The organism is Roseibaca sp. Y0-43, assembly GCF_020667835.1.
GTDB lineage: Bacteria > Pseudomonadota > Alphaproteobacteria > Rhodobacterales > Rhodobacteraceae > Roseinatronobacter.
In genome coordinates this window covers 354,728-374,068 of record NZ_JAFMPR010000001.1, presented here as the reverse complement: position 1 = coordinate 374,068, position 19,341 = coordinate 354,728, and the positions used below count along the sequence as shown (strand labels likewise).

Sequence of the window (19,341 nt, the reverse complement as noted above, 5' to 3'; positions counted from 1 at the left end):
CGCCGTAGCACAAAGGTATGATTCTTCATGCAGATGATCGTTTGCCATGCACCGCCGCCGCGCGCGCCGCTTGCAAAGAACAGGATGGATTTTCGCGCCCATGCGGCCTAATCATGCCGTTAACGCCCGGAAGCTCCGGGCAATGACGTGACGAAGGATGACAGCTATGGCAGTCGGCGTGTTCGATTCGGGCTTGGGCGGTTTGACGGTGCTGGGCGCGCTGGTCGACAAGCTGCCCGATGTGCCCTTCGTCTACTTGGGCGACAATGCCCACGCGCCCTATGGCACGCGCCCCCCGGCAGAGATTTATGACCTTACCTGCGCGGGTGTCGAACGGCTCTGGGCGGAAGGGTGCGATTTGGTCATCCTCGCCTGCAACACGGCCTCTGCTGCCGCGTTGAAGCGGATGCAGGAAACATGGGTGCCCGCCGACAAGCGCGTGTTGGGCGTGTTCGTGCCGCTGATCGAGGCACTGACCGAACGGCAATGGGGCGACAATTCGCCCCCGCGCGAAGTGGCCGTGAAGCATGTCGCTTTGTTCGCTACGCCCGCGACGGTGTCCAGCCGTGCGTTCCAGCGCGAACTGGCCTTCCGCGCCATCGGGGTCGATGTCGAAGCGCAGCCCTGCGGCGGCGTGGTCGATGCGATCGAGCAGGGCGACATGATCCTGGCCGAGGCGCTTGTCCACAGCCATGTCGAATCGCTCAAACGCAGGATGCCGCATCCCGAAGCCGCCGTGTTGGGCTGCACCCATTACCCGCTTCTGGAAGACGCGTTCCGCGCGGCCCTTGGCCCCGATGTTGCCGTCTATTCGCAACCCAATCTGGTGGCGGCCAGCCTGTCCGATTACCTTGCCCGCCGCCCCGAAATGATCGGGCCGGGGCGCGGATCGAAATTCCTGACCACGGGCGACCCCGCCAATGTCTCTCGCAAGGCGACCCAGTTCCTGAAACGTCAGATCACCTTTCAATCGGCCTGATCTTCATCTTGGCAACACGACTCACGGCTCGCGGCCTGACAGCCCGCGCATCCGACTAGGAAACCCACCATGACCAAACGCATCGCTATCCTTGGGGCTTCTGGCTACACCGGCGCGGAACTTGTGCGCCTGATCGCCACGCATCCCGACTTTCAGATCGTCGCGCTGACGGGCGAGCGCAAGGCGGGCCAGCCAATGGCGTCGGTCTTTCCGTTCCTGCGCCATCTGGACCTGCCCGATCTGTGCCGGATCGAGGATGTGGATTTCGCCGCCGTCGATCTGGCCTTTTGCGCGCTGCCCCATGCGACCAGCCAAGCAGTCATCAAGGACTTGCCGCGCGATCTGCGCATCGTGGACCTGTCCGCCGATTTCCGCCTGCGCGACCCGGCGGCCTATGAAAAATGGTATGGCCAGCCCCATGCCGCGCCAGAGTTGCAGGCAGAGGCCGTCTATGGCCTGACCGAATTCTACCGCGACGCCATCCGCAGCGCACGGCTGGTTGCTGGCACGGGCTGTAACGCGGCCACCGGCCAATACATCCTGCGCCCCCTGATCGAGGCCGGCTGCATTGATCTGGACCGGATCATTCTGGACCTGAAATGTGGTGTCTCTGGTGCCGGGCGGTCGTTGAAAGAGAACCTGCTTCACGCCGAATTGTCCGAGGGCACGCAGGCCTATGCCGTTGGCGGCACGCATCGCCATCTGGGCGAATTCGATCAGGAATTTTCTGCCATCGCCGGCCGCGACCTGCGCATTCAATTCACCCCGCATCTGCTGCCCATGAATCGCGGTATTCTGGCCAGCGCGTGGCTCGATGGAGATGCCACCCAGATTCACAGCGTGCTTCAGGCGCGTTACGCCGATGAAACCTTCGTGAAAGTGCTACCTTTTGGCACAACCCCGTCGACTCATGATGTGCGCGGGTCTAATTTCGTGCATATTGGCGTTGTGGGCGACCGTATACCGGGGCGCGCGCTGGTCGTTGGCGTGCTGGACAACCTGTGCAAAGGGTCCAGCGGGCAGGCGATTCAGAACGCGAACCTGATGTTGGGGTTGCCAGAAACGACCGGTCTGATGGGCGTGCCCGTCTTTCCATAAGCTGAGGATGACATGAAGAGCCTGAAGAAAACCCGCCGTATCCAGATCATCGCTGTGGCCGCCGTGGCGCTGACGCTGTCGACCGCGTTGATCGGTTATGCCATGCGCGACGGGATCAATTTCTTCCGCTCGCCCAGCCAGGTTGTGGCAGAGCCGCCCTCGGCAAACGAAGTGTTCCGCATTGGTGGGCTGGTCGAAGCCGGGTCCATCGTGCGCGGCCAGTCCGACACGGTGTCGTTTCGCGTGACCGATGGCCCCGCCTCGGTCGAGGTGCAGTATCGTGGTATTCTGCCAGACCTGTTCACCGAGAATGAGGGTATCGTCGGAACCGGCCGCTATGTCGATGGCGTGTTCGTCGCGCATGAAATCCTTGCCAAGCATGACGAAACCTACATGCCGCGCGAAGTGATGGAAGCCCTGAAAGAACAGGGCGAATGGCGCGGGCCGGACCCCAAGGCCGACCCCCAGACCTGATCTGGGTCAAACCTGACAAACCGTCCCTGTGCTAAGCTGCGCCCTTCCAGTGAAAGGAGCGCAGCTTATGACCATTGAGTATCGTGAGAATGACGAGACCCGCGTGGCAGAGATCATCGTGCGCGGCAAGATCACCGTGGAAGACTACATCGCGGCGGTGGAACCGATGCAGGCTTTCATCGACCGCCACGGGACGGTCAAGTTCATCGAGGTGATCGAAAGCTTCCACGGGTTCGACCCGCAGATGCTTTGGCCCGGCATAAAGTTCGACTGGAAGAATATTCCCAAGATCAGCCATGTCGCGGTCGTGTCCGATATCGGCTGGATCGGTCCCATGTCGAAAGCTGCGGGTGCGGTGATCCACTCGCAGGTTCGTTTCTTCGGGATGGAGGATCTGGACGAGGCGCGCGACTGGATCGCTGCCGCCTGATGGCTCAGCGCCCCTCGAAGGACGCGGGGCGCTTCTCCAGAAATGCCAGAACGCCTTCGCGGAAGTCGCGCGTCTTGCCCACTTCGGCCTGCAACTGCGCTTCCAGCGCCAGTTGTGCGTTCAGCGGGTTCGACAGGCTGGCCCGCAACGCGCGGCGGATATTGCGATAGGCCACTGTCGGCCCTTCGGCCAAGGCGCGCGCGCGACCCATCCAGAGGGTTTCGAACGTGTCCGCGGGCGCGCATTCCCAGATCATGCCCCAGTCGACCGCTTGCTGTGCGGTGATCTTTTCGGCGAACAGCATTGCACCCATCGCACGGGCAAAGCCGACCTGACGCGGCAAGAACCATGTGCCGCCGGCATCCGGGATCAACCCGATACGCGAAAACGCCTGAATGAACACCGCATCGTCCTGCGCGATGACCACATCGGCGGCCAAGGCAAGGTTTGCGCCTGCGCCCGCCGCCGGGCCGTTCACGGCAGAGATCACCGGCACCGGCGCGTCATAAATCGCGCGCAGCATCGGCTCGTATTCCTCGCGCAGCGTGCGCTCCAGGTCGATATTGGCGGCATTGCCGCCATCGCCCAAATCTTGGCCCGAACAGAATGCCCGCCCTTCGCCGGTCAGCACCAGCACGCGCGCGCGCTTGGCAAGGTCTTTCAGCGCATGGGTCAGCTCTGCCCGCATCTGGCGGTTCAGAGCGTTCATCATGTCGGGGCGCGCCATCGTTACAATGCCGATGCCGCCCTCTTCGCGGGTGGTGATTGTCTGGTAATCCATGATGCCCTCGCGCCTTATCTGCCGAGATAGTGGCGCAAAGCCGGGGCAGGGGAAAGCCCGGACCTTGCGTTACTCTTTCAACAGCTCATCCAGCCGCTTTTGTTCGTCTGCGCTCAGCTCGTTGGTGGGCGGCTTGGCTTTTGCCCGGCCCCGCAGGTAGATCAGCGATCCGCCAAACGCGATCAGGAACAGCGCAGGCGCGGCCAGCCAAAGGGCGATATTGCTGCCCTCGGTGGTTGGGCGCAGCAGGACATACTCGCCGAAACGGTCGACCAGAAAGGCGATTACCTCTTCATCGCTATCGCCGGCGACCAACCGCTCGCGCACGAGGATGCGCATGTCGCGGGCCAGATCGGCATTCGATTCGTCGATGGATTCGTTGCGGCACACCAAGCAGCGCAGGCCCGTGGACAGGTCACGGGCCCGCTGCTCCAGCACCGGGTCGTCCAGAATCTCGTCAGGTTGCACGGCGAATGCCGGCCCGCTCAGGGCCAGCATCAGGGCGACGGCTATCGCGTGAAACGCCCTCATTCCGCAGGCACCGCGTTCGGGCCGACCCGCTTCTTGGCACCCGCCGCCACACGGTAGCGCCGGTCACTCAGCGACAGCAGACCCCCCAGCGCCATCAGCGCGCAGCCCATCCACAGCCAGTTGGCGAAAGGCTTGATATAGGTCCGCACCGCCCAGCCGCCATTGTCCTGCGGGTCGCCCAAGGTCACATACAGATCGCGGTGGATCTTGTAGTTGATCGCGGCTTCGGTCGTGGGCATCCCGGCAATCGGGTAGAAGCGCTTTTCGGGCCGCAGGATCGACACCGGCTCGCCATCGCGCTCGGCCTCGATAATCCCCATGGTCGAGGTGTAGTTCGGCCCTTGCACACGCTCCACCCCCGTCAGGGTCAGCGTGTAGCCGCCCTTGTCGAAGCTTTCGCCAATTTGCAGCACGCGAATGTCTTCGCTCTGCCAGCCGGTCAGGGCGGCCACGGCAAAGACGGTCATGCCCAGACCGCTATGCGCAGTGGCCTTGCCCCAATCGGCACGCGGCAGGCGACCAAGGCGCGCGAAGCGATTGGCCAGATTTCCACGGCCCGTGCGCATCCACAAATCGGCCGCGGCCCCAAAGACCACCCACAGGCCCAGTGCCACGCCGACCGGCACAATGGCCGAACTGCCCGTCTGCATGGCCCAGACCAACGCGCCCATCGCAATCGAGAACACCAGAATACCCCAAAGCGGCTTCATCGTGCGGGCCAGATCGCCCCGTTTCCAAGGCAGCATGGCCCCGATCGGCAGGATCATGGCCAATGCCACGGCAAAGGGCGTGAAGGCCGCGTCAAAGAAGGGCGGGCCGACGGAAAGCACCCTGTCGAACACCATCTCTGACACCAAGGGCCACATGGTCCCGATGAACACCACGAAGGACGACACGGCCAGCAGCACGTTGTTCATCACCAACGCCGATTCGCGGCTGACGGTCGAGAACACGCCCTTCGCTTCCAGCACATTGGCGCGGAAGGCAAACAGCGTCAGCGCGCCGCCCAAGAAGGCCGCGATGATGATCAGGATGAACACACCCCGATCCGGGTCGGACGCGAAGGCATGAACCGAGGTCAGCAGGCCCGAGCGCACGATGAACGTGCCCATCAGTGAAAAGCCGAAGCCAAGAATCGCCAGCAGGATGGTCCAGCTTTTCAGCGCCTCACGCTTTTCCACAACGATGGCCGAATGCAGCAGCGCCGCCGCGAAGAGCCATGGCATCAAGCTTGCATTCTCGACCGGGTCCCAGAACCAGTATCCGCCCCAGCCCAGCTCGTAATAGGCCCACCACGACCCTAGCGCGATCCCGATGGTCAGGAACACCCACGCGGCTAGCGTCCAGGGGCGCACCCAGCGGCCCCAGGCGGCATCGACCCGCCCCTCGATCAGCGCCGCGACGGCAAAGCTGAACGCCATCGACAGGCCAACATAGCCCAGATAGAGAAATGGTGGGTGAAAGGCCAAGCCGGGGTCTTGCAACAGCGGGTTCAGGTCGGTGCCGTCAAAGGGCGGTTGCGCCAGCCGCGTGAACGGGTTCGACGTGAAAATCGTGAACGCCATGAAAGAGGCGGTCACGCCCGATTGCACGGCCAGAACGCGCGCTTGCAAGCTGCGCGGCAGGTTGCCCCCGAACCATGCGGCACTGGCCCCGAACAGGGTCAGGATCAGCACCCATAGCAGCAACGACCCCTCGTGATTGCCCCAGACGCCCGACAGCTTGTAGATCAGCGGCTTCAGCGTGTGCGAATTGTCCACCACCAGCTTGACCGAGAAATCCGACACCACGAAGGCATAGGTCAGCGCGGCATAAGCGAAGGCCGTCAGCACGAATTGCACGCTGGCCATGGGCGAAGCGACCCCCATCCAGTCGCGCCACCCTTTATGGGCGCCGACCAGCGGGATGACGGATTGTGCCAACGCCACCGCGAAGGCAAGGATCAGGGCGAAATGTCCGAGTTCTACTATCATGGGTCAGGTTCTAGCCTATGGGTCTGGTCTGGCAAAGTCTTGTTAGCATAGCGCGATGCGGTCAAGGGTCACAGGCGCGTCAACTGCCCCCTGTCCATTGGTCGCAGGCCGCGCATTGCAGTCTTGACCGAAAGGGCAGCCCGCGCCAGCGTGGGGCACTCTTTGGCGCAAGGACACGGCATGAGCAAGCTGCCAGACTCGATCGACGCAACCCAAGCCCTGTTGCAAGGCCAGTCCTACCTGGCGGACCGTGCACTGGCGACTGTGCTGTTCCTCGCCCTCAAGCTCGGGCGGCCCGTGTTCCTAGAGGGCGAGCCGGGCACCGGCAAGACCGAGATCGCCAAGGCGCTCGCCGCCGCACTCGGCCGCCGTCTGATCCGCCTGCAATGCTACGAGGGGCTCGACGCGGCCTCGGCTGTCTATGAATGGAACTTTGCCGCTCAGATGCTCGCCATCCGCAGCGCAGAGGTCACGGGCGAGACCGCCGATCTTCAATCGCGCCTCTTCGGGATGGACTACCTCATCGAGCGCCCGCTCCTCGACGCGATGCGTCCGCAACCCGGCGGGGCACCCATCCTGCTGATCGACGAAATCGACCGCACGGATGAACCGTTCGAGGCATTCCTGCTCGAAGCGCTCTCGGATTACCAGGTCACGATCCCCGAACTCGGCACGATCCGGGCGGAAACCCCGCCCATCGTCATCCTGACCTCGAACCGCACGCGCGAAGTGCATGACGCGCTCAAGCGCCGCTGCCTCTATCACTGGGTCGATTACCCCAGCTTCGAACGCGAACGCGCCATCCTTCAGGCCCGCGCGCCCGACGCCTCGGAAACCCTCTCGCAAGAGGTGGTGGCCTTCGTCCAGCGCCTGCGCACCGAAGACCTGTTCAAGAAACCCGGCGTCGCCGAAACCATCGACTGGGCGAAATGCCTGCTCGCGCTTGATGTGCTTGAACTCTCGCCAGAGGTGATTGCCGACACGCTCGGCGCGATCCTGAAATACCAGGATGACATCGCCCGCCTGCAAGGGTCCGAAGCCAAGAAAATCCTCGACGAGGCGCGCCAATCCCTGACCCCGGCATGAATTTCATCCTTGCCCAAATATCCCGGGGTGAATGGCGCGCGAAAGCGCGCCAGAGGGGCAGCGCCCCTTCCACCTGCCGGGGCGCAGCCCCGGCGCCAGTAAAGGCGTGGGGCGCAGCCCCTCCGCTGGGTTAGCCATGGCAAAATATACCGACCTTGCCCTGCCGGATGACCCGAAGCTGCGCGACAACATCACCCATTTCGCGCGGGCGCTGCGCCGTGCAGGCCTGCCCGTCGGGCCGGGGCGGGTTCAGACGGCCATTCAGGCCATCGCGGCAGCGGGCTTCGAGCATAAGGCCGATTTCTACTGGACGCTGCACACCGTTTTCGTCAACCGCCCAGAGGAACGGCAGGTGTTCGCGCAGGTCTTTCGCCTGTATTGGCGCGATCCGCGCTATCTGGAGCACATGATGTCCATGATGCTGCCCGCCGTGCGCAACGTGGCCGAAGAAAAGGCCGCCGCCTCTGCCGCCAAGCGCGCCGCAGAGGCGCTTCTGGACGGGGCCGAAGCGCCCGACCTGCCCAACAGTGGCAAGGACAGCGACGAGACAGAGATCCAGATCGACGCCTCACAAACCGCCTCCGGCGAAGAGCGCCTGCGCACGCTCGATTTCGAACAGATGTCGGTGGACGAGGCGGCGGCCGCCCGCCGGATGCTCGCGCGATTGTCCTTGCCGGTCAAACCCATCGCCACCCGTCGCCACGCGCCCGACCCGCGCGGCCGCAAGCCCGACTGGCGGCGGAGCCTACGCGCGGCGGCGCGGGCGGGGGGTGAGTTGCGCGCACTGCACCGCCAGACACCCCGCACCCGTTGGCCCGCGCTGGTAGTGCTATGCGATATATCCGGGTCCATGTCGCAATATTCGCGCATGGTTTTGCATTTCGTCCATGCCGTCGCCAACCGGCAAGGGCAAGGCTGGGCCAAGGTCCATGCCTTTACCTTTGGCACGCGTCTGACCAATGTCAGCCGTCATCTGCGCACCCGTGACGTGGATGCGGCCCTGAACGCCGCCGGGGCGCAGGCGCAGGATTGGCAGGGTGGCACCCGCATCGGCGGGTGCCTGCGCGCCTTCAATGTGGATTGGTCGCGCCGCGTGCTGGGGCAGGGGGCCGTGGTGCTCTTGATCTCGGACGGGCTCGACCGCGACGACCCCGCGCTTCTTGAGCGTGAAATGGAACGCCTGCACCTGTCGGCCCGTCGTGTCATCTGGCTGAACCCGCTTTTGCGCTGGGACAGTTTCGCGCCGCGCGCACGCGGCATTCGCGCGATGCTGCCCCATGTCGACAGCTTTCGCGCCGCGCATTCCATCGCGTCACTCGAAGCGCTGGCCGACGCCATTTCAGACCCTTCCGATCACGGCGAGAAAGCGCGCCTGATGGCGGTGCTAAGCGACGGCTAGCCGCGTAACTTGACTTCGATCAAAGACGCGCGCGATTTATATTCATAAAATCATATTATATGTTATGAAAAGGAGAGATGTCATGACACTCGACTGGAAGATTGGGGGGCTCGCGCTGGGCTTCGTGTTCTTCATCGCGATGATGCTCGTGAAGCCCATCGGCGTATCCACCCAATTCGTGATCCTTGACGGGGTTATCGCCGATGCTGTCGCTTCTGGCACCATCTATGAAGCGGCAGATGGCGCGCTGACCTCTGACAACGCCTATTTCGCGAAATACGCCAAGAGCATCGCGAACCCGATGAACTACAGCTTCATCTTCGTGCTGGCCATGGCGCTGGGCGCGTTCCTGTCGTCTTACCTGCGCAAGGGCGTGCAGGGCGCAGAGCGCAACATTCCCGCCCTGTGGCAGGCGAATTTCGGCGGCAGCGTGGCCAAGCGCTTCGCGGTGGCCTTCATCGGCGGCTTTATCGTGATTTTCGCCGCGCGCTTGGCGGGTGGCTGCACCTCGGGGCACATGATGTCGGGCATGTCGCAAACCGCGATCTCGGGCTTCCTGTTTGCCGCAGGCGCCTTTGCAACCGCCGTGCCGACGGCACTGTGGCTGTATAAGACAGAGGAGTAAGCACCATGGAAATCCTTCTTGCACTTGTCATCGGTGCCGCCTTTGGCGCGGTTCTGGACCGGATCGGGGCGACCAACCCGTCGGTCTTGGGCAACATGCTGGCGCTGCGGGCGTTGGGCCTGATGAAGACGATCCTTCTGGGCATTGGCGTGGCCGCCATCCTGATCTTCGGCGGCCAGATGCTGGGTCTGGTCGATGTGGCGCATATGTCGGTCAAGGCGGCCTATTGGGGCGTGCTTCTGGGCGGGATGATGCTGGGTTTCGGCTGGGCGCTGACCGGGTTCTGCCCCGGCACGGGCGTCTGTGCCGCCGCGTCGGGCCGTCGTGACGCGATGGTCTATATCGTCGGCGGTCTGGTTGGCGCTGCGGCCTACACGGCGGTGTATTCCGGCGTCAAGGCGACCGGCCTTCTGGACAATATCTGGGGTGGCAAGACCGTCATCGGCCAGATCCCCGGCACCGATTATCCGGCCCTGCTGCCCATCTCTGGCGATGTGGCCGGGATCGTGATGGGGCTGGTCTTCGTCGCCATCGCCTTCGTGCTGCCCGAGCGCCCGCGCGGCGGTCAGCCGGTTCCGGTCGCTGCCGAATAATAGCTGCCGGCGCAGGCGGTCCGACCGCCTGCGCCCTTTCCCTTTGCTGCCGAATGCGCCACGATCGGTGCCATGATCCGCGCATTTCTTGGCTTCGACATTCCCACACATATTGGTGCACAGCTTCTGCTGCAAAGCCGCAAGCTGCCCGTTGACCGCCCGCAACCGCCCGAGAATTACCACCTGACGCTTGTCTTTCTGGGCGATCAGCCGCGCCATGTGCTGGAAGAGCTGGACATGGCGCTGGAACGCTTTCACGCGCCCGCGCCCATGATCCGGATTGCCGGGCTTGGCCTGTTTGGCGGGGCAAAGCCCCATAACCTGCACGTAGCCGTTGCCCCCGACCCGATGTTGATGGACCTGCAAGCCCGGCTGGAACGGCTGTGCCGCAGCCATGACATAGACATCCCGCGCCGCAAGTTCACACCCCATGTCACACTGGCCTATCTGGGCCGGGCGGTGCAGGACCGTGCCGTACTGGAAACGGCGGTGGTGCGGGATATGGGCTTTGCGGCGGACCCGTTCACGCCAGAGGCAATCGCGCTCTTCCGGGGGCATCAGGGCAAGCGCGGGAACAGCTACGACGTGATCGCGCGCTATCCGCTTTCGAACATGTAGGCGTGCAGCCCCGCGCCATTGCTGCGCAGCCACGCGCGGTGGCGGGCATAATCCGGCATGATGCGCGCCACCGTGGCCCAATAGGCGCGCGAATGGTCCATGTGCACCAGATGCGCGGCTTCATGGGCAGCGACGTAATCCTGCACCTCTGGCGGGGCCATCGCGAGCCGCCAGCAATACATCAGCCGCCCTTGCGCGGTGCACGATCCCCAACGCGACCGCGTGTCGCGCAGGCTGACGGCGGCGACCTTGCGGTCCAAAAGGGTGGCATAGTGTTCGGACATGGGGACCAGCCTGTCGCGCGCGCGGGTCTTCAGAAAGGCAGCCACGCGCGCGCCTGTCTGCCCCACGCTTCCCGGCACCAGCAGGCGGTCGCCGTCCAACACCACGCTCCGGCCCGGCGCGGGCGTGATTTCGCGCAACTGGCCATCCACCGGCACCATCGCCCCCGGCGCGACACGCACCCGCTCCGGTGCGCGGGCGACGGCGGCGCGCAGCCAGTCGGCCCTGTCGTTCAGAAAGGCCAGCGCGTGGTGCCGTGCCAGTCCGCGCGGGACGTTCAATGTTATCTTGCCGTCCAGCCCCGACACGCGCAGCGACATCTGCCGCGCGCGGGCCGAGGCGCGGATTTGCACGCTCAGCGCCGGATCGCCGGGCAAAAGGATGGTTTCAGAAGGTTGCGGCATCTTGGATTGCTCGGGAAACGCACAATATTACAGGGGTAGGGGTGCCAGAGGGCTTTACAGCCGCGCATCCTTATGGCACAGCACGCCCTTGCACGAAAGACTCGCATTCAAAGAGGCTGTCACATGACCAATCCTGACTGGGGCGTGAAGCGCATCTGCCCGGAAACCGGGAACAAGTTCTACGATCTGAACAAAGATCCGATCATCAGCCCCTATACCGGCAAGGTCGTGGTGATCGAGGCGCTGGAGCGTCGCGCCGATGAGGCTAACGCTGCGCTGAAGGCCAAGGCGAAGAAAGCCGTCGCCGAGGATGACGACGAATTGCTGGTCGATGACGACGATGCGGCCGATGTCGATGACGAGCTGCTGGAAGACGATGACGACGATACCGTCGCCCTCGACGATCTGGCCGATGTCGCCGAGAATGACGACGACTGATTTCTTGAAAACGCGCGCGCCTGTCGATTTTCCGCTTGCACTGGCAATCCGGCTTTCGTAAGACGCGCGCATCAAGCCCAACGGCTTGAGTTTGGGGCCTTAGCTCAGCTGGGAGAGCGCCTGCATGGCATGCAGGAGGTCAGCGGTTCGATCCCGCTAGGCTCCACCAAACTCCCCATTGATGTGTTATTTTGAGGGTGCCGCCGGGCGCGTCGATGCGGTCAGGTTCAGCCAGTTCGCTGCGAAGATAATTGTTGCGCCCAAGAACACGAACGGGTCCAGCGCTTCGGCGTAAAGCCACATGCCCACAAGCGCGATGATCGGCAGGCGGAAGAATTCCATCGGCGCGACGACGGTTGCCGGGGCCAGCCCAAGCGCCGATGTCAGGCAATAATGCGCGCTCAGCCCCGTCAAGGCCACCAGCGCCAGCCAGCCCCAGATCGCCGGGCTCGGCCATGTGAACCCGCCCCATTGGGCCAGCGTCAAGCCGAACAGCGTTTGCAGCGCGGTCATCCAGAACAACACGCACAGCACGCTATCATCGCGCATGATTCGCTTTGTCAGGATCACGTTCATTGCAAAGCCCACTGCGCAAAGAATGCCTGCCACATGCCCGCTGCCCAAGGGCTGGGTGCCCGGTTGCGCAACGATCAAAATGCCCGCAAAGCCAAGCAGCGCGACCGCTATTCGCCTGCGGGTAAAGACCTCGCCGAGCAACAGCGGTGCAAGGATTGCAACCCAAATTGGCATTGTGAATTCCAGTGCCACAAGCTGCGAAAGCGGGATGACCGTGATCCCGTAGAACCACAGGTTTTGCCCTGCAAAATGAACGACATTGCGCGAAAGATGCAGGCTTGGGCTGGTTGGCCGGATCGCTGGCCAGGCTTTGCCCTTGTTCAGTGCCGAAAAGATCGCCACGATCAAACCGAGGCCGATGAACGAGCGCCAGAACATAAGTTCGAAGCTATCGAGCTCGATCTGAATTTCGCGCCCAGACACAGCCATAAACGTGAAAGAGCCGATCGCCCCACACATCCATAGGGCGGCTTTGAATGGCTGACTGCGGGCTGGAGAAGCTGCGCGGTAATTCATGGCAGCCACTGGGCGCGGGACTGACGGGCGTGTCAAGCAGTCTGGCGCGCCCGGGGGGCATCTTGCTGGCGTGCCGCTCAAGAAGCCACCGCACGCGATTACACAAGCTTGTGCAAAAACTATGCTACGGCTGTTCAGGGTTGTCGCTGGTGGCCAGATAAAAACCCCGACCAGCTCGGGCCGGGGTTCCATCTGGCACGCCGTGGAATGTTGCCGCGGCCTTGTGACGTGTTAGACGATGTCAATATAGTTCGACAGCTGGTTGGCGTTGGTCACACCTTCGATCACGATGATGTCTCCACCCCCAAAATCGAGCACCATGTCGCCGTTCACAACATTGCCATAAGTGTTCACCACTTGCTGTGCCGTCAGGTTGCCAGTCCATAGCGCATCATCAAGTTGCAGCCTGTCGTTCTCCGTAAAACTGAAATCGGTGATCGTTAGGCTGTCATGCCCATCATTGAACACAAAGGTATCCGCACCACTCCCACCGGCCGCGGTATCGTTGCTTTGGCCTCCGATTAGGATGTCATTGCCGTCGCCTCCAAAAAGCCTGTCATTGCCATGGCCACCAGAAAGGGTGTCCCGACCTAAATTGCCGTAAAGCACGTCATTGCCGTTATTGCCATTGAGCCTGTCATTGCCATGGCCGCCAGACAAAGTGTCCTGACCTATATTGCCGTGCAGCACATCGTTGTTGTTATTCCCGAAAAGCCTGTCATTGCCATGGCCACCGTACAGAGTGTCCTGACCTATATTGCCGTGCAGCACATCGTTGTTGTTATTCCCAAAAAGCCTGTCATTGCCATGGCCACCGTACAGAGTGTCCTGACCTATATTGCCGTTCAGCACATCGTTGTTGTTATTCCCGAAAAGCTTGTCATTGCCATGGCCACCGTACAGAGTGTCCTGACCTTCCCTGCCTTCCAGCACGTCATTGCCGTTATTGCCATTGAGCGTGTCATTGCCATTCCCGCCAAACAGGCTGTCCTGACCTGCATTGCCGTGCAGAGTGTCGTTCCCGTTGCCCCCTCTCAGGACATCGTTTCCATCACCACCGAAGACCCTGTCGGCACCATCGTTGCCGATAACACTGTCCTCACCACGACCGGTGAAAATAGTGTCATTGCGACCGCTGCCTGTTACTTGATCATCCCCATCGCCTAGGTAAACGCGTGAAAAAACGTTTGTTAGCGACGCGACCTGGGTGCCGTTAATCCTGACGGTTCCAGCCCCTAGTGTGACCTCGACATCGCCGGTAACAGTGGCCATGTTCAGCCATGATCCATTGCTTTCGGCGGTGATCGCCGCGATGGAGCCATTATAAGCATTGATGTTGAATATTTCATCAGTGATGTATTGCACATCGGTCGGGTTCGCGTTGCCGTTGATCGTGATCTCGGCATCTATGATCTCGCCCACATCGCCGGCTGCATTGTCGACCACGATCACCCGCCATGTACCTGCGCTCATGGTGCCCATTGCGCCCATGACGGTAAACTGCCATTCGAAGCCGCCATCCATCAACGTGCTACCGCCTTCGCCATCCATCAGCATGTAGCGGTTGCCGTCCGGATCCTCGAGGTAGATCGTGAGATCTGAGCTCCAGGTGTGCTGTAGCTCCAGCGTGACCTCGACGGAATCGACCATGATGTCTTGTGTCACGTTGAAACTGATCGCGGCCTCGCCGCCGCCGACATCCGGGATCGCGACCGGGCCGCCGGTGTAGCCGCGGGTTATGCTGGTCTCGTTCGCGCTGGTCTGGGCTGTGGGGAAGATCACTGACCACGATTCAGCCAAGCGCACCGCTGCGTGTGCGTTTACCATGCCGAACCCGTAGGTCAGGTTGTAGGTCATGCCGCCGCCGTTCCAGTTGTCGGCGCCGTTGAAAAACCATTCTCCCTGTTCGTATTGCGAGACACCGCCTGAGATCGGGCTTTGGCCAAGCGCCGATCCGGTGTGGCTGGCAGAAATCGCGAGAATTTGCTGCACGTCGCGCCAGCCAAGATCTTGGTTCGCCTCGAGCATGAGTGCCACAACACCCGACGTGACCGGCGTTGCCGCCGACGTGCCGCCAAAATCGCTTCGGTAGATGCCAAGATTATCTGTCGTCACCGCCGCAGCCGGAGCAGTGATCAAGATGTTCGATCCGAAATTGGTATACCATGTCGCATAACCCTGCGCATCCGTTGCCGCCACCGAAATCGTATGACGTGATACGTTCAGCCCATCGCCTTGGGCATTGCGGGTGTCATTGCCCGAAGCCTGCACGATGATCGTGCCCAAGCCATCACGCCCGGTTTCCGATATGTCTTCGTAGACGGCAGCCATCTGCGCCCGGAACGAGCTGGGATCGGCCAAGCTTTGACCCGCCTCGTAATTCGGTGTGCGCCCTCAGCTATTGCTCATGATGTCGAAATTGCCCGCAAATTCCAGCGAAGCAAGGATCGCGCCGGCACCGTCAAACTGGATGTCGGACAGGAAATTCACGCCAGTCATCGCGACACCGGGTGCCACACCGGTTCCGCCTATCCCGTTATTGGCGGTCATGCCGATCAGGCCCGCGACCGCGGTGCCGTGGTCATCGTCCAATACAAGCGGGTACGGATTGTAAGTGACGCCGTTGTAAACAAAACGATAATCGACGTAATTGCCGACCAGATCAGGGTGCGTGTAGTCGAAGCCGTCGTCAAAAACGACAACATGCACGCCTGCGCCGGAATAGTCATCCCAAATCGTTTCGATGTCCCCCATCAGGGGAAAATGCCACTGGTTTCCATAAAGCGGGTCGGTTGGGGTAGACATGGGCAGCTCCGATGTTCCTGGCGGCTTGAAATGCCATTAAACTCAGCAATAACAGGGTCGACTGGACCTTGCGGCAAGCCTAGCCCGGAAGAATGGCAAAGACCCGTATTTCGCGCCCTTGCATACATTTTGAATTCATGGATTCCGCGCCGTCAATGCGATAGGCATTACCGATCGTCATACCTTCGGTGACACCGGACAGGCTGACCTGTTCTCCGCTGTCCAAGCGAAATTGCGGACAGGTCACTCCGGCACCGATAAAGGTTCCGGACAAGATTTCTCCGCGCGGTTCAATTGGCTCTGTCATGGTCGGTGGGGTTTCCGCTGGGGCTGGGGTTACAAGGGTTTCCGGCACACAAGCGGAGGCCGCCACGACAATGCCGAAATACAAAATGGCGCGACGCATTTTTTGCCAGCAACACTTCACGCGTATGATGCTATTGAACTGCAAACACCCGGCCCATGTTGACACACCCCTGACGGTATTATTTACCAAATCGTGCGATTTCTCAAGTAGTCTGTCGGTTTAATCCTTACCGTTCGGCAACCAAGGGCACGACATATGCAACGATCAGGGCCGGGACGAGCGGTGCAAGACCTACGATCCGCAAGCTCTTATCAGGGCGCGCTGCGCAACCTGTTCGCTGTCATCGGCGTGGTCAGCATCTTCACCAACATGCTGATGCTTACGGGTCCGCTATTCATGTTGCAGGTCTATGACCGCGTCCTGTCCAGCCGGTCAGAGGCGACGCTGGTGGTGCTATTCGCCCTGGTCGCGTTCTTGTACCTGATGTATGGCTTGCTGGACCATGCCCGCGCGCGCATCGCGGCGCGGGCCGGGGCCAGATACCAGCTGGAGATGGACGCGCCGGTGTTCAAGGCGGCCCTTGCCGGGGCAGTGGCCCGCGGCGCCTCGCGCCATCTGCCCGTGCGGGCCACGCAAGATGTCAGCCTGTTGCAGCAACTCACCGCCAGCCAGGTCTTCATGGCCCTGTTCGATTTCCCATGGGTGCCGCTGTTCATCGGGGTCATCGCGCTGTTGCATCCATGGCTTGGTGCCTTTGCCGCCGGGGCGGCGGTGCTGCTGGCCGCGCTCAGCCTGCTGAACATCTCGCGCAGCCGCGCCCGGCAGGAACGGGTTTTCGCCGCCCAGCAAAAGGCCGAGGGCATGGGCCGCCAGCTGAGCGCGGAAGCCGCCCAGATGCGGTCGCTTGGAATGCAATCGGTGGCGCTGGATCAATGGTCGCGCCTGCGGGCCGATGCGCTGACACAATCCATTGCCGGGAACGATTCCAGCGGCAGCTTCGGGGCCACGGCACGGGCCATCCGCCTGTTCCTTCAATCGGCCATGCTGGCCTTGGGCGCGTGGCTAGTGCTGCGGGCAGAGCTGTCGCCAGGGGGCATGATCGCGGCGTCCATCATCCTTGGGCGGGCCTTGGCCCCGCTGGACCAGCTGATCGGCGGCTGGCCGCAGGTGCAAGCAGCGCGCGCGGCGCAGGCCCGGCTTCGGGAACTGCTGGACGGCGCTCCGCCGGAACCCGAGCGTACGCGCCTGCCTCACCCCAAGGGCCATCTTGCGGTCAAGGGGCTGGCGCTGCGCATTCCGGGGTCGGAAGGGCGCGATGGCATCTTGCTGCGCGACGTGTCCTTCGAGGTGAAACCGGGCCAGGCGCTGGGCGTGATCGGCGATTCGGGGGCCGGGAAATCCAGCCTCGCAGAGGCGCTTGTCGGAATTTGGCCCCCTTTCGCGGGCGAAATCCGGCTGGATGGCGCGTTGTTGTCCCAATACGACCCATCGCAACTGGGCCGCGCGATCGGGTATTTGCCCCAACGTGTGACGTTATTCGCGGGCCGCATTCGCGACAATATCGCCCGGCTGGACCCGGCTGCCAGTGACGAGGACATCATCAATGCCGCCAAGGCCGCCGGCGCGCATGACCTGATCCTTGCCCAGCAAAAAGGGTATGACACAATCATCGACGCCGAAGGCGGCGGTCTGTCGGGCGGGCAGGTGCAACGGATCGCTTTGGCGCGCGCGTTCTACGGCAACCCGGCGCTTCTGGTGCTGGACGAGCCGAATTCGGACCTTGACGACGAAGGCTCGCGCGCCTTGAACACGGCCATCCAGACCGCCAAGGCGCGCGGTGCCAGTGTCATCATCATGACCCATCGGCCCACCGCCATTCTGGAATGCGACCTGATCCTGCGCCTGAAAGCCGGGCAAGTCACGGCTTACGGCCCGATGGAAGAGGTGCTGCGCCGCACAACCCGCAACAGCGACGCGATCCTGCGTCAGGCGGGCGGGGCGGCCCAGCGGGCCGCGCCCAACCCGACAAGCCCCCCGCGCGCCCTGCGCTCAGACCCGGCCACCCCCGGTGCCGCGCGCCAAGCAGGCGGCTTTCCGTGGGAAGCGGCCCCGAAGGACAAGCAATGAGCGTACCTGACCCCCTTTCCCCCCGTCGGCACATGACCATCGCCGTGGCGGCGCTCGCGGTTCTGGTGCTGGGGTTCGGCGGCTGGGCTACATTCACCACCATTTCCGGCGCCATCATCGCGCTCGGCCAGCTAGAGGTCGAGCAAAACCGCCTGATCGTGCAGCACCCCGAAGGCGGTGTCGTCGAAGAGGTGTCCGTCACCGAAGGCGCTCGCGTCGATGCAGGCGATGTGATGCTGCGGCTGGACGGCACGCGGCTGCGCTCTGAGCTGACGGTGGTCGAAAGCCGCCTGTTCGAATTGCTGGCCCGCCGCGCCCGGCACGAGGCCGAGCGCGATAGCGCCGACACGCTGGTTCTGCCACCCGAACTGGCCGAAGCGCGCTTGGAACGCCCCGCGCTCGCCGCCCAGATCGACACGCAGGTCGAAGGGATCACGGCGCAAATCGCCGCGACCGACCGCCAGATCGCTCTCGTGGCCGAAGAGCGCGACACGCAAGCCGACCTTCTGGAGCGCGGGCTGGCCCAAGCCGCCCGCGTATTGGCGTTGGATCGCGAGGCCGCGCGCCTTGAAGGCTCGCGCGGTGCGCTCTTGTCCGAACGCGCCTCTGCGGCAGAGCGACAGGCCGAAATCGCGCAACAGATCCTGTCGCTGAAAGCCCAGAACCGGGAAGAGGCCCAGACCGCCTTGCGCGACATTTCGGCCAATATCCTTGAATTGGCCGAGCGTCGCCGCGCCTTGTTGGAGCAGATCGAACGGCTGGACATCCGCGCACCGGTGGGCGGTGTCGTCTATGGCTTGCAGGTCACGACCCCGCGTGCCGTTCTGCGCGCGGCGGACCCCGTGCTTTATATCGTGCCCCAAGACCGTCCGCTGGTCATTTCAGCGCGGGTGAACCCGGCAGATGTCGACCAGGTGCAGCCGGGGCAGGACGCGGTGGTCCTGTTCAGCGGCCTGAACTTGCGAGAATTGCCGCAACTTGCGGCCCGTGTCATGCAAGTCTCGCCCGATGCGTTCGTCGACCCCAATCTGGCGCAAAGCTATTACCGGGTCGAACTGGAACTGCTGGAAGACAGCCGGACACTTTTGTCGGGCCAGACCTTGCTGCCCGGTATGCCGGTCGAGGTGTTCTTGCAAACCGCGGAACGCAGCCCGCTGCGCTACCTGACCGAACCGCTGACGGCCTATTTCGGCCGGGCCTTGCGTGAAAGCTGACCCCGACTTCCCCGATGCAACAAATCGCGCATAGCCAGATGGCCCGCCACATAGTAAGGCGGGCGCGTGTTGCAACCGCTTGGAG

General features: G+C 62.7%; 19 protein-coding genes, 1 tRNA gene and 1 pseudogene. 13 read left to right on the top strand and 8 right to left on the bottom strand.

The genetic code is table 11. The annotated features are described in order from the left end of the window. Positions 1-166: 166 nt before the first annotated feature. The 4 genes from J1C52_RS01860 to J1C52_RS01845 all read left to right on the top strand — a co-directional run bounded on the left by J1C52_RS01860 (position 167) and on the right by J1C52_RS01845 (position 2,981). Positions 167-979, top strand: a complete 813-nt coding sequence (locus J1C52_RS01860; protein WP_227426210.1) for a glutamate racemase — start codon at positions 167-169, stop codon at positions 977-979. 69 nt (positions 980-1,048) lie between these two features. Beyond that, positions 1,049-2,077 (top strand): N-acetyl-gamma-glutamyl-phosphate reductase, encoded by a 1,029-nt coding sequence (argC, locus tag J1C52_RS01855; RefSeq protein WP_227426209.1) that lies wholly within the window; start codon positions 1,049-1,051, stop codon positions 2,075-2,077. Positions 2,078-2,089: 12 nt separating this feature from the next. After that, positions 2,090-2,551, top strand: a complete 462-nt coding sequence (gene ccmE / locus J1C52_RS01850; RefSeq protein WP_227426208.1) for a cytochrome c maturation protein CcmE — start codon at positions 2,090-2,092, stop codon at positions 2,549-2,551. Between the two features lie 67 nt (positions 2,552-2,618). Beyond that, positions 2,619-2,981: an STAS/SEC14 domain-containing protein gene (locus tag J1C52_RS01845; RefSeq protein ID WP_227426207.1), complete on the top strand. Its 363-nt coding sequence runs from the start codon at positions 2,619-2,621 to the stop codon at positions 2,979-2,981. Between the two features lie 4 nt (positions 2,982-2,985). Here J1C52_RS01845 and J1C52_RS01840 read toward each other — a convergent pair whose 3' ends face one another. From J1C52_RS01840 to J1C52_RS01830, 3 genes are all read right to left on the bottom strand, one after another. Continuing rightward, positions 2,986-3,762, bottom strand: coding sequence for an enoyl-CoA hydratase-related protein (locus J1C52_RS01840; RefSeq protein ID WP_227426206.1), 777 nt, complete (start codon positions 3,760-3,762; stop codon positions 2,986-2,988). A gap of 69 nt (positions 3,763-3,831) precedes the next feature. Next, positions 3,832-4,293, bottom strand: coding sequence for a cytochrome c-type biogenesis protein (locus tag J1C52_RS01835; protein ID WP_227426205.1), 462 nt, complete (start codon positions 4,291-4,293; stop codon positions 3,832-3,834). After that, positions 4,290-6,266 carry a heme lyase CcmF/NrfE family subunit gene (locus J1C52_RS01830; protein WP_227426204.1) on the bottom strand — a complete coding sequence of 659 codons (1,977 nt, stop codon included), beginning with the start codon at positions 6,264-6,266 and terminating at the stop codon, positions 4,290-4,292. Before J1C52_RS01830 ends, J1C52_RS01835 begins: the two co-directional genes overlap by 4 nt. A gap of 180 nt (positions 6,267-6,446) precedes the next feature. Here J1C52_RS01830 and J1C52_RS01825 point away from each other — a divergent pair, with 180 nt between their 5' ends. The 5 genes from J1C52_RS01825 (at position 6,447) to thpR (ending at position 10,587) form a co-directional block, all read left to right on the top strand. After that, on the top strand, positions 6,447-7,352 hold the full coding sequence (locus J1C52_RS01825) for an AAA family ATPase (RefSeq protein ID WP_227426203.1): 906 nt from the start codon (positions 6,447-6,449) through the stop codon (positions 7,350-7,352). Positions 7,353-7,488: 136 nt separating this feature from the next. Further along, on the top strand, positions 7,489-8,751 hold the full coding sequence (locus J1C52_RS01820) for a vWA domain-containing protein (protein ID WP_227426202.1): 1,263 nt from the start codon (positions 7,489-7,491) through the stop codon (positions 8,749-8,751). 82 nt (positions 8,752-8,833) lie between these two features. Next, positions 8,834-9,376: a YeeE/YedE thiosulfate transporter family protein gene (locus J1C52_RS01815; RefSeq protein WP_227426201.1), complete on the top strand. Its 543-nt coding sequence runs from the start codon at positions 8,834-8,836 to the stop codon at positions 9,374-9,376. Positions 9,377-9,381: 5 nt separating this feature from the next. After that, positions 9,382-9,969 carry a DUF6691 family protein gene (locus J1C52_RS01810; RefSeq protein ID WP_227426200.1) on the top strand — a complete coding sequence of 196 codons (588 nt, stop codon included), beginning with the start codon at positions 9,382-9,384 and terminating at the stop codon, positions 9,967-9,969. Positions 9,970-10,041: 72 nt separating this feature from the next. Next, positions 10,042-10,587: an RNA 2',3'-cyclic phosphodiesterase gene (gene thpR, locus J1C52_RS01805; protein ID WP_227426199.1), complete on the top strand. Its 546-nt coding sequence runs from the start codon at positions 10,042-10,044 to the stop codon at positions 10,585-10,587. Here thpR and J1C52_RS01800 read toward each other — a convergent pair. Then, complete coding sequence (locus J1C52_RS01800; RefSeq protein WP_227426198.1) at positions 10,566-11,273, bottom strand: M48 family metallopeptidase; 708 nt, start codon at positions 11,271-11,273, stop codon at positions 10,566-10,568. The genes thpR and J1C52_RS01800 overlap by 22 nt on opposite strands. 123 nt (positions 11,274-11,396) lie before the next feature. Here J1C52_RS01800 and J1C52_RS01795 point away from each other — a divergent pair, with 123 nt between their 5' ends. Together J1C52_RS01795 and J1C52_RS01790 are read left to right on the top strand one after the other, a co-directional pair. Next, entirely contained in the window at positions 11,397-11,711 is a 315-nt protein-coding gene (locus tag J1C52_RS01795) for a TIGR02300 family protein (RefSeq protein ID WP_227426197.1), read from the top strand. Between the two features lie 93 nt (positions 11,712-11,804). Further along, positions 11,805-11,880 (top strand) — tRNA-Ala (locus tag J1C52_RS01790). A 17-nt stretch (positions 11,881-11,897) separates the two neighbouring features. On the opposite strand, the gene J1C52_RS01785 is transcribed toward J1C52_RS01790, so the two are convergent. From J1C52_RS01785 to J1C52_RS01770, 4 genes and pseudogenes are all read right to left on the bottom strand, one after another. Further along, the gene (locus J1C52_RS01785; RefSeq protein ID WP_370633218.1) at positions 11,898-12,995 is read right to left on the bottom strand and encodes a DMT family transporter; all 1,098 of its coding nucleotides are present in this window, start codon (positions 12,993-12,995) and stop codon (positions 11,898-11,900) included. A 39-nt stretch (positions 12,996-13,034) separates the two neighbouring features. Then, positions 13,035-14,075, bottom strand: coding sequence for a calcium-binding protein (locus J1C52_RS01780; protein WP_227426297.1), 1,041 nt, complete (start codon positions 14,073-14,075; stop codon positions 13,035-13,037). 144 nt (positions 14,076-14,219) lie between these two features. Then, positions 14,220-15,557: pseudogene (locus tag J1C52_RS01775) on the bottom strand (S8 family serine peptidase); the annotation flags it as partial. Positions 15,558-15,687: 130 nt separating this feature from the next. After that, positions 15,688-16,059 carry a hypothetical protein gene (locus tag J1C52_RS01770; RefSeq protein ID WP_227426196.1) on the bottom strand — a complete coding sequence of 124 codons (372 nt, stop codon included), beginning with the start codon at positions 16,057-16,059 and terminating at the stop codon, positions 15,688-15,690. A gap of 111 nt (positions 16,060-16,170) precedes the next feature. Between J1C52_RS01770 and J1C52_RS01765 the strand changes: the two genes are divergently transcribed. Beyond that, positions 16,171-18,042 (top strand): type I secretion system permease/ATPase, encoded by a 1,872-nt coding sequence (locus tag J1C52_RS01765; RefSeq protein ID WP_227426195.1) that lies wholly within the window; start codon positions 16,171-16,173, stop codon positions 18,040-18,042. Beyond that, positions 18,039-19,256: an HlyD family efflux transporter periplasmic adaptor subunit gene (locus tag J1C52_RS01760; protein WP_227426194.1), complete on the top strand. Its 1,218-nt coding sequence runs from the start codon at positions 18,039-18,041 to the stop codon at positions 19,254-19,256. The genes J1C52_RS01765 and J1C52_RS01760 overlap by 4 nt, the downstream gene beginning before the upstream one ends. The last annotated feature ends 85 nt before the right edge of the window (positions 19,257-19,341 follow it).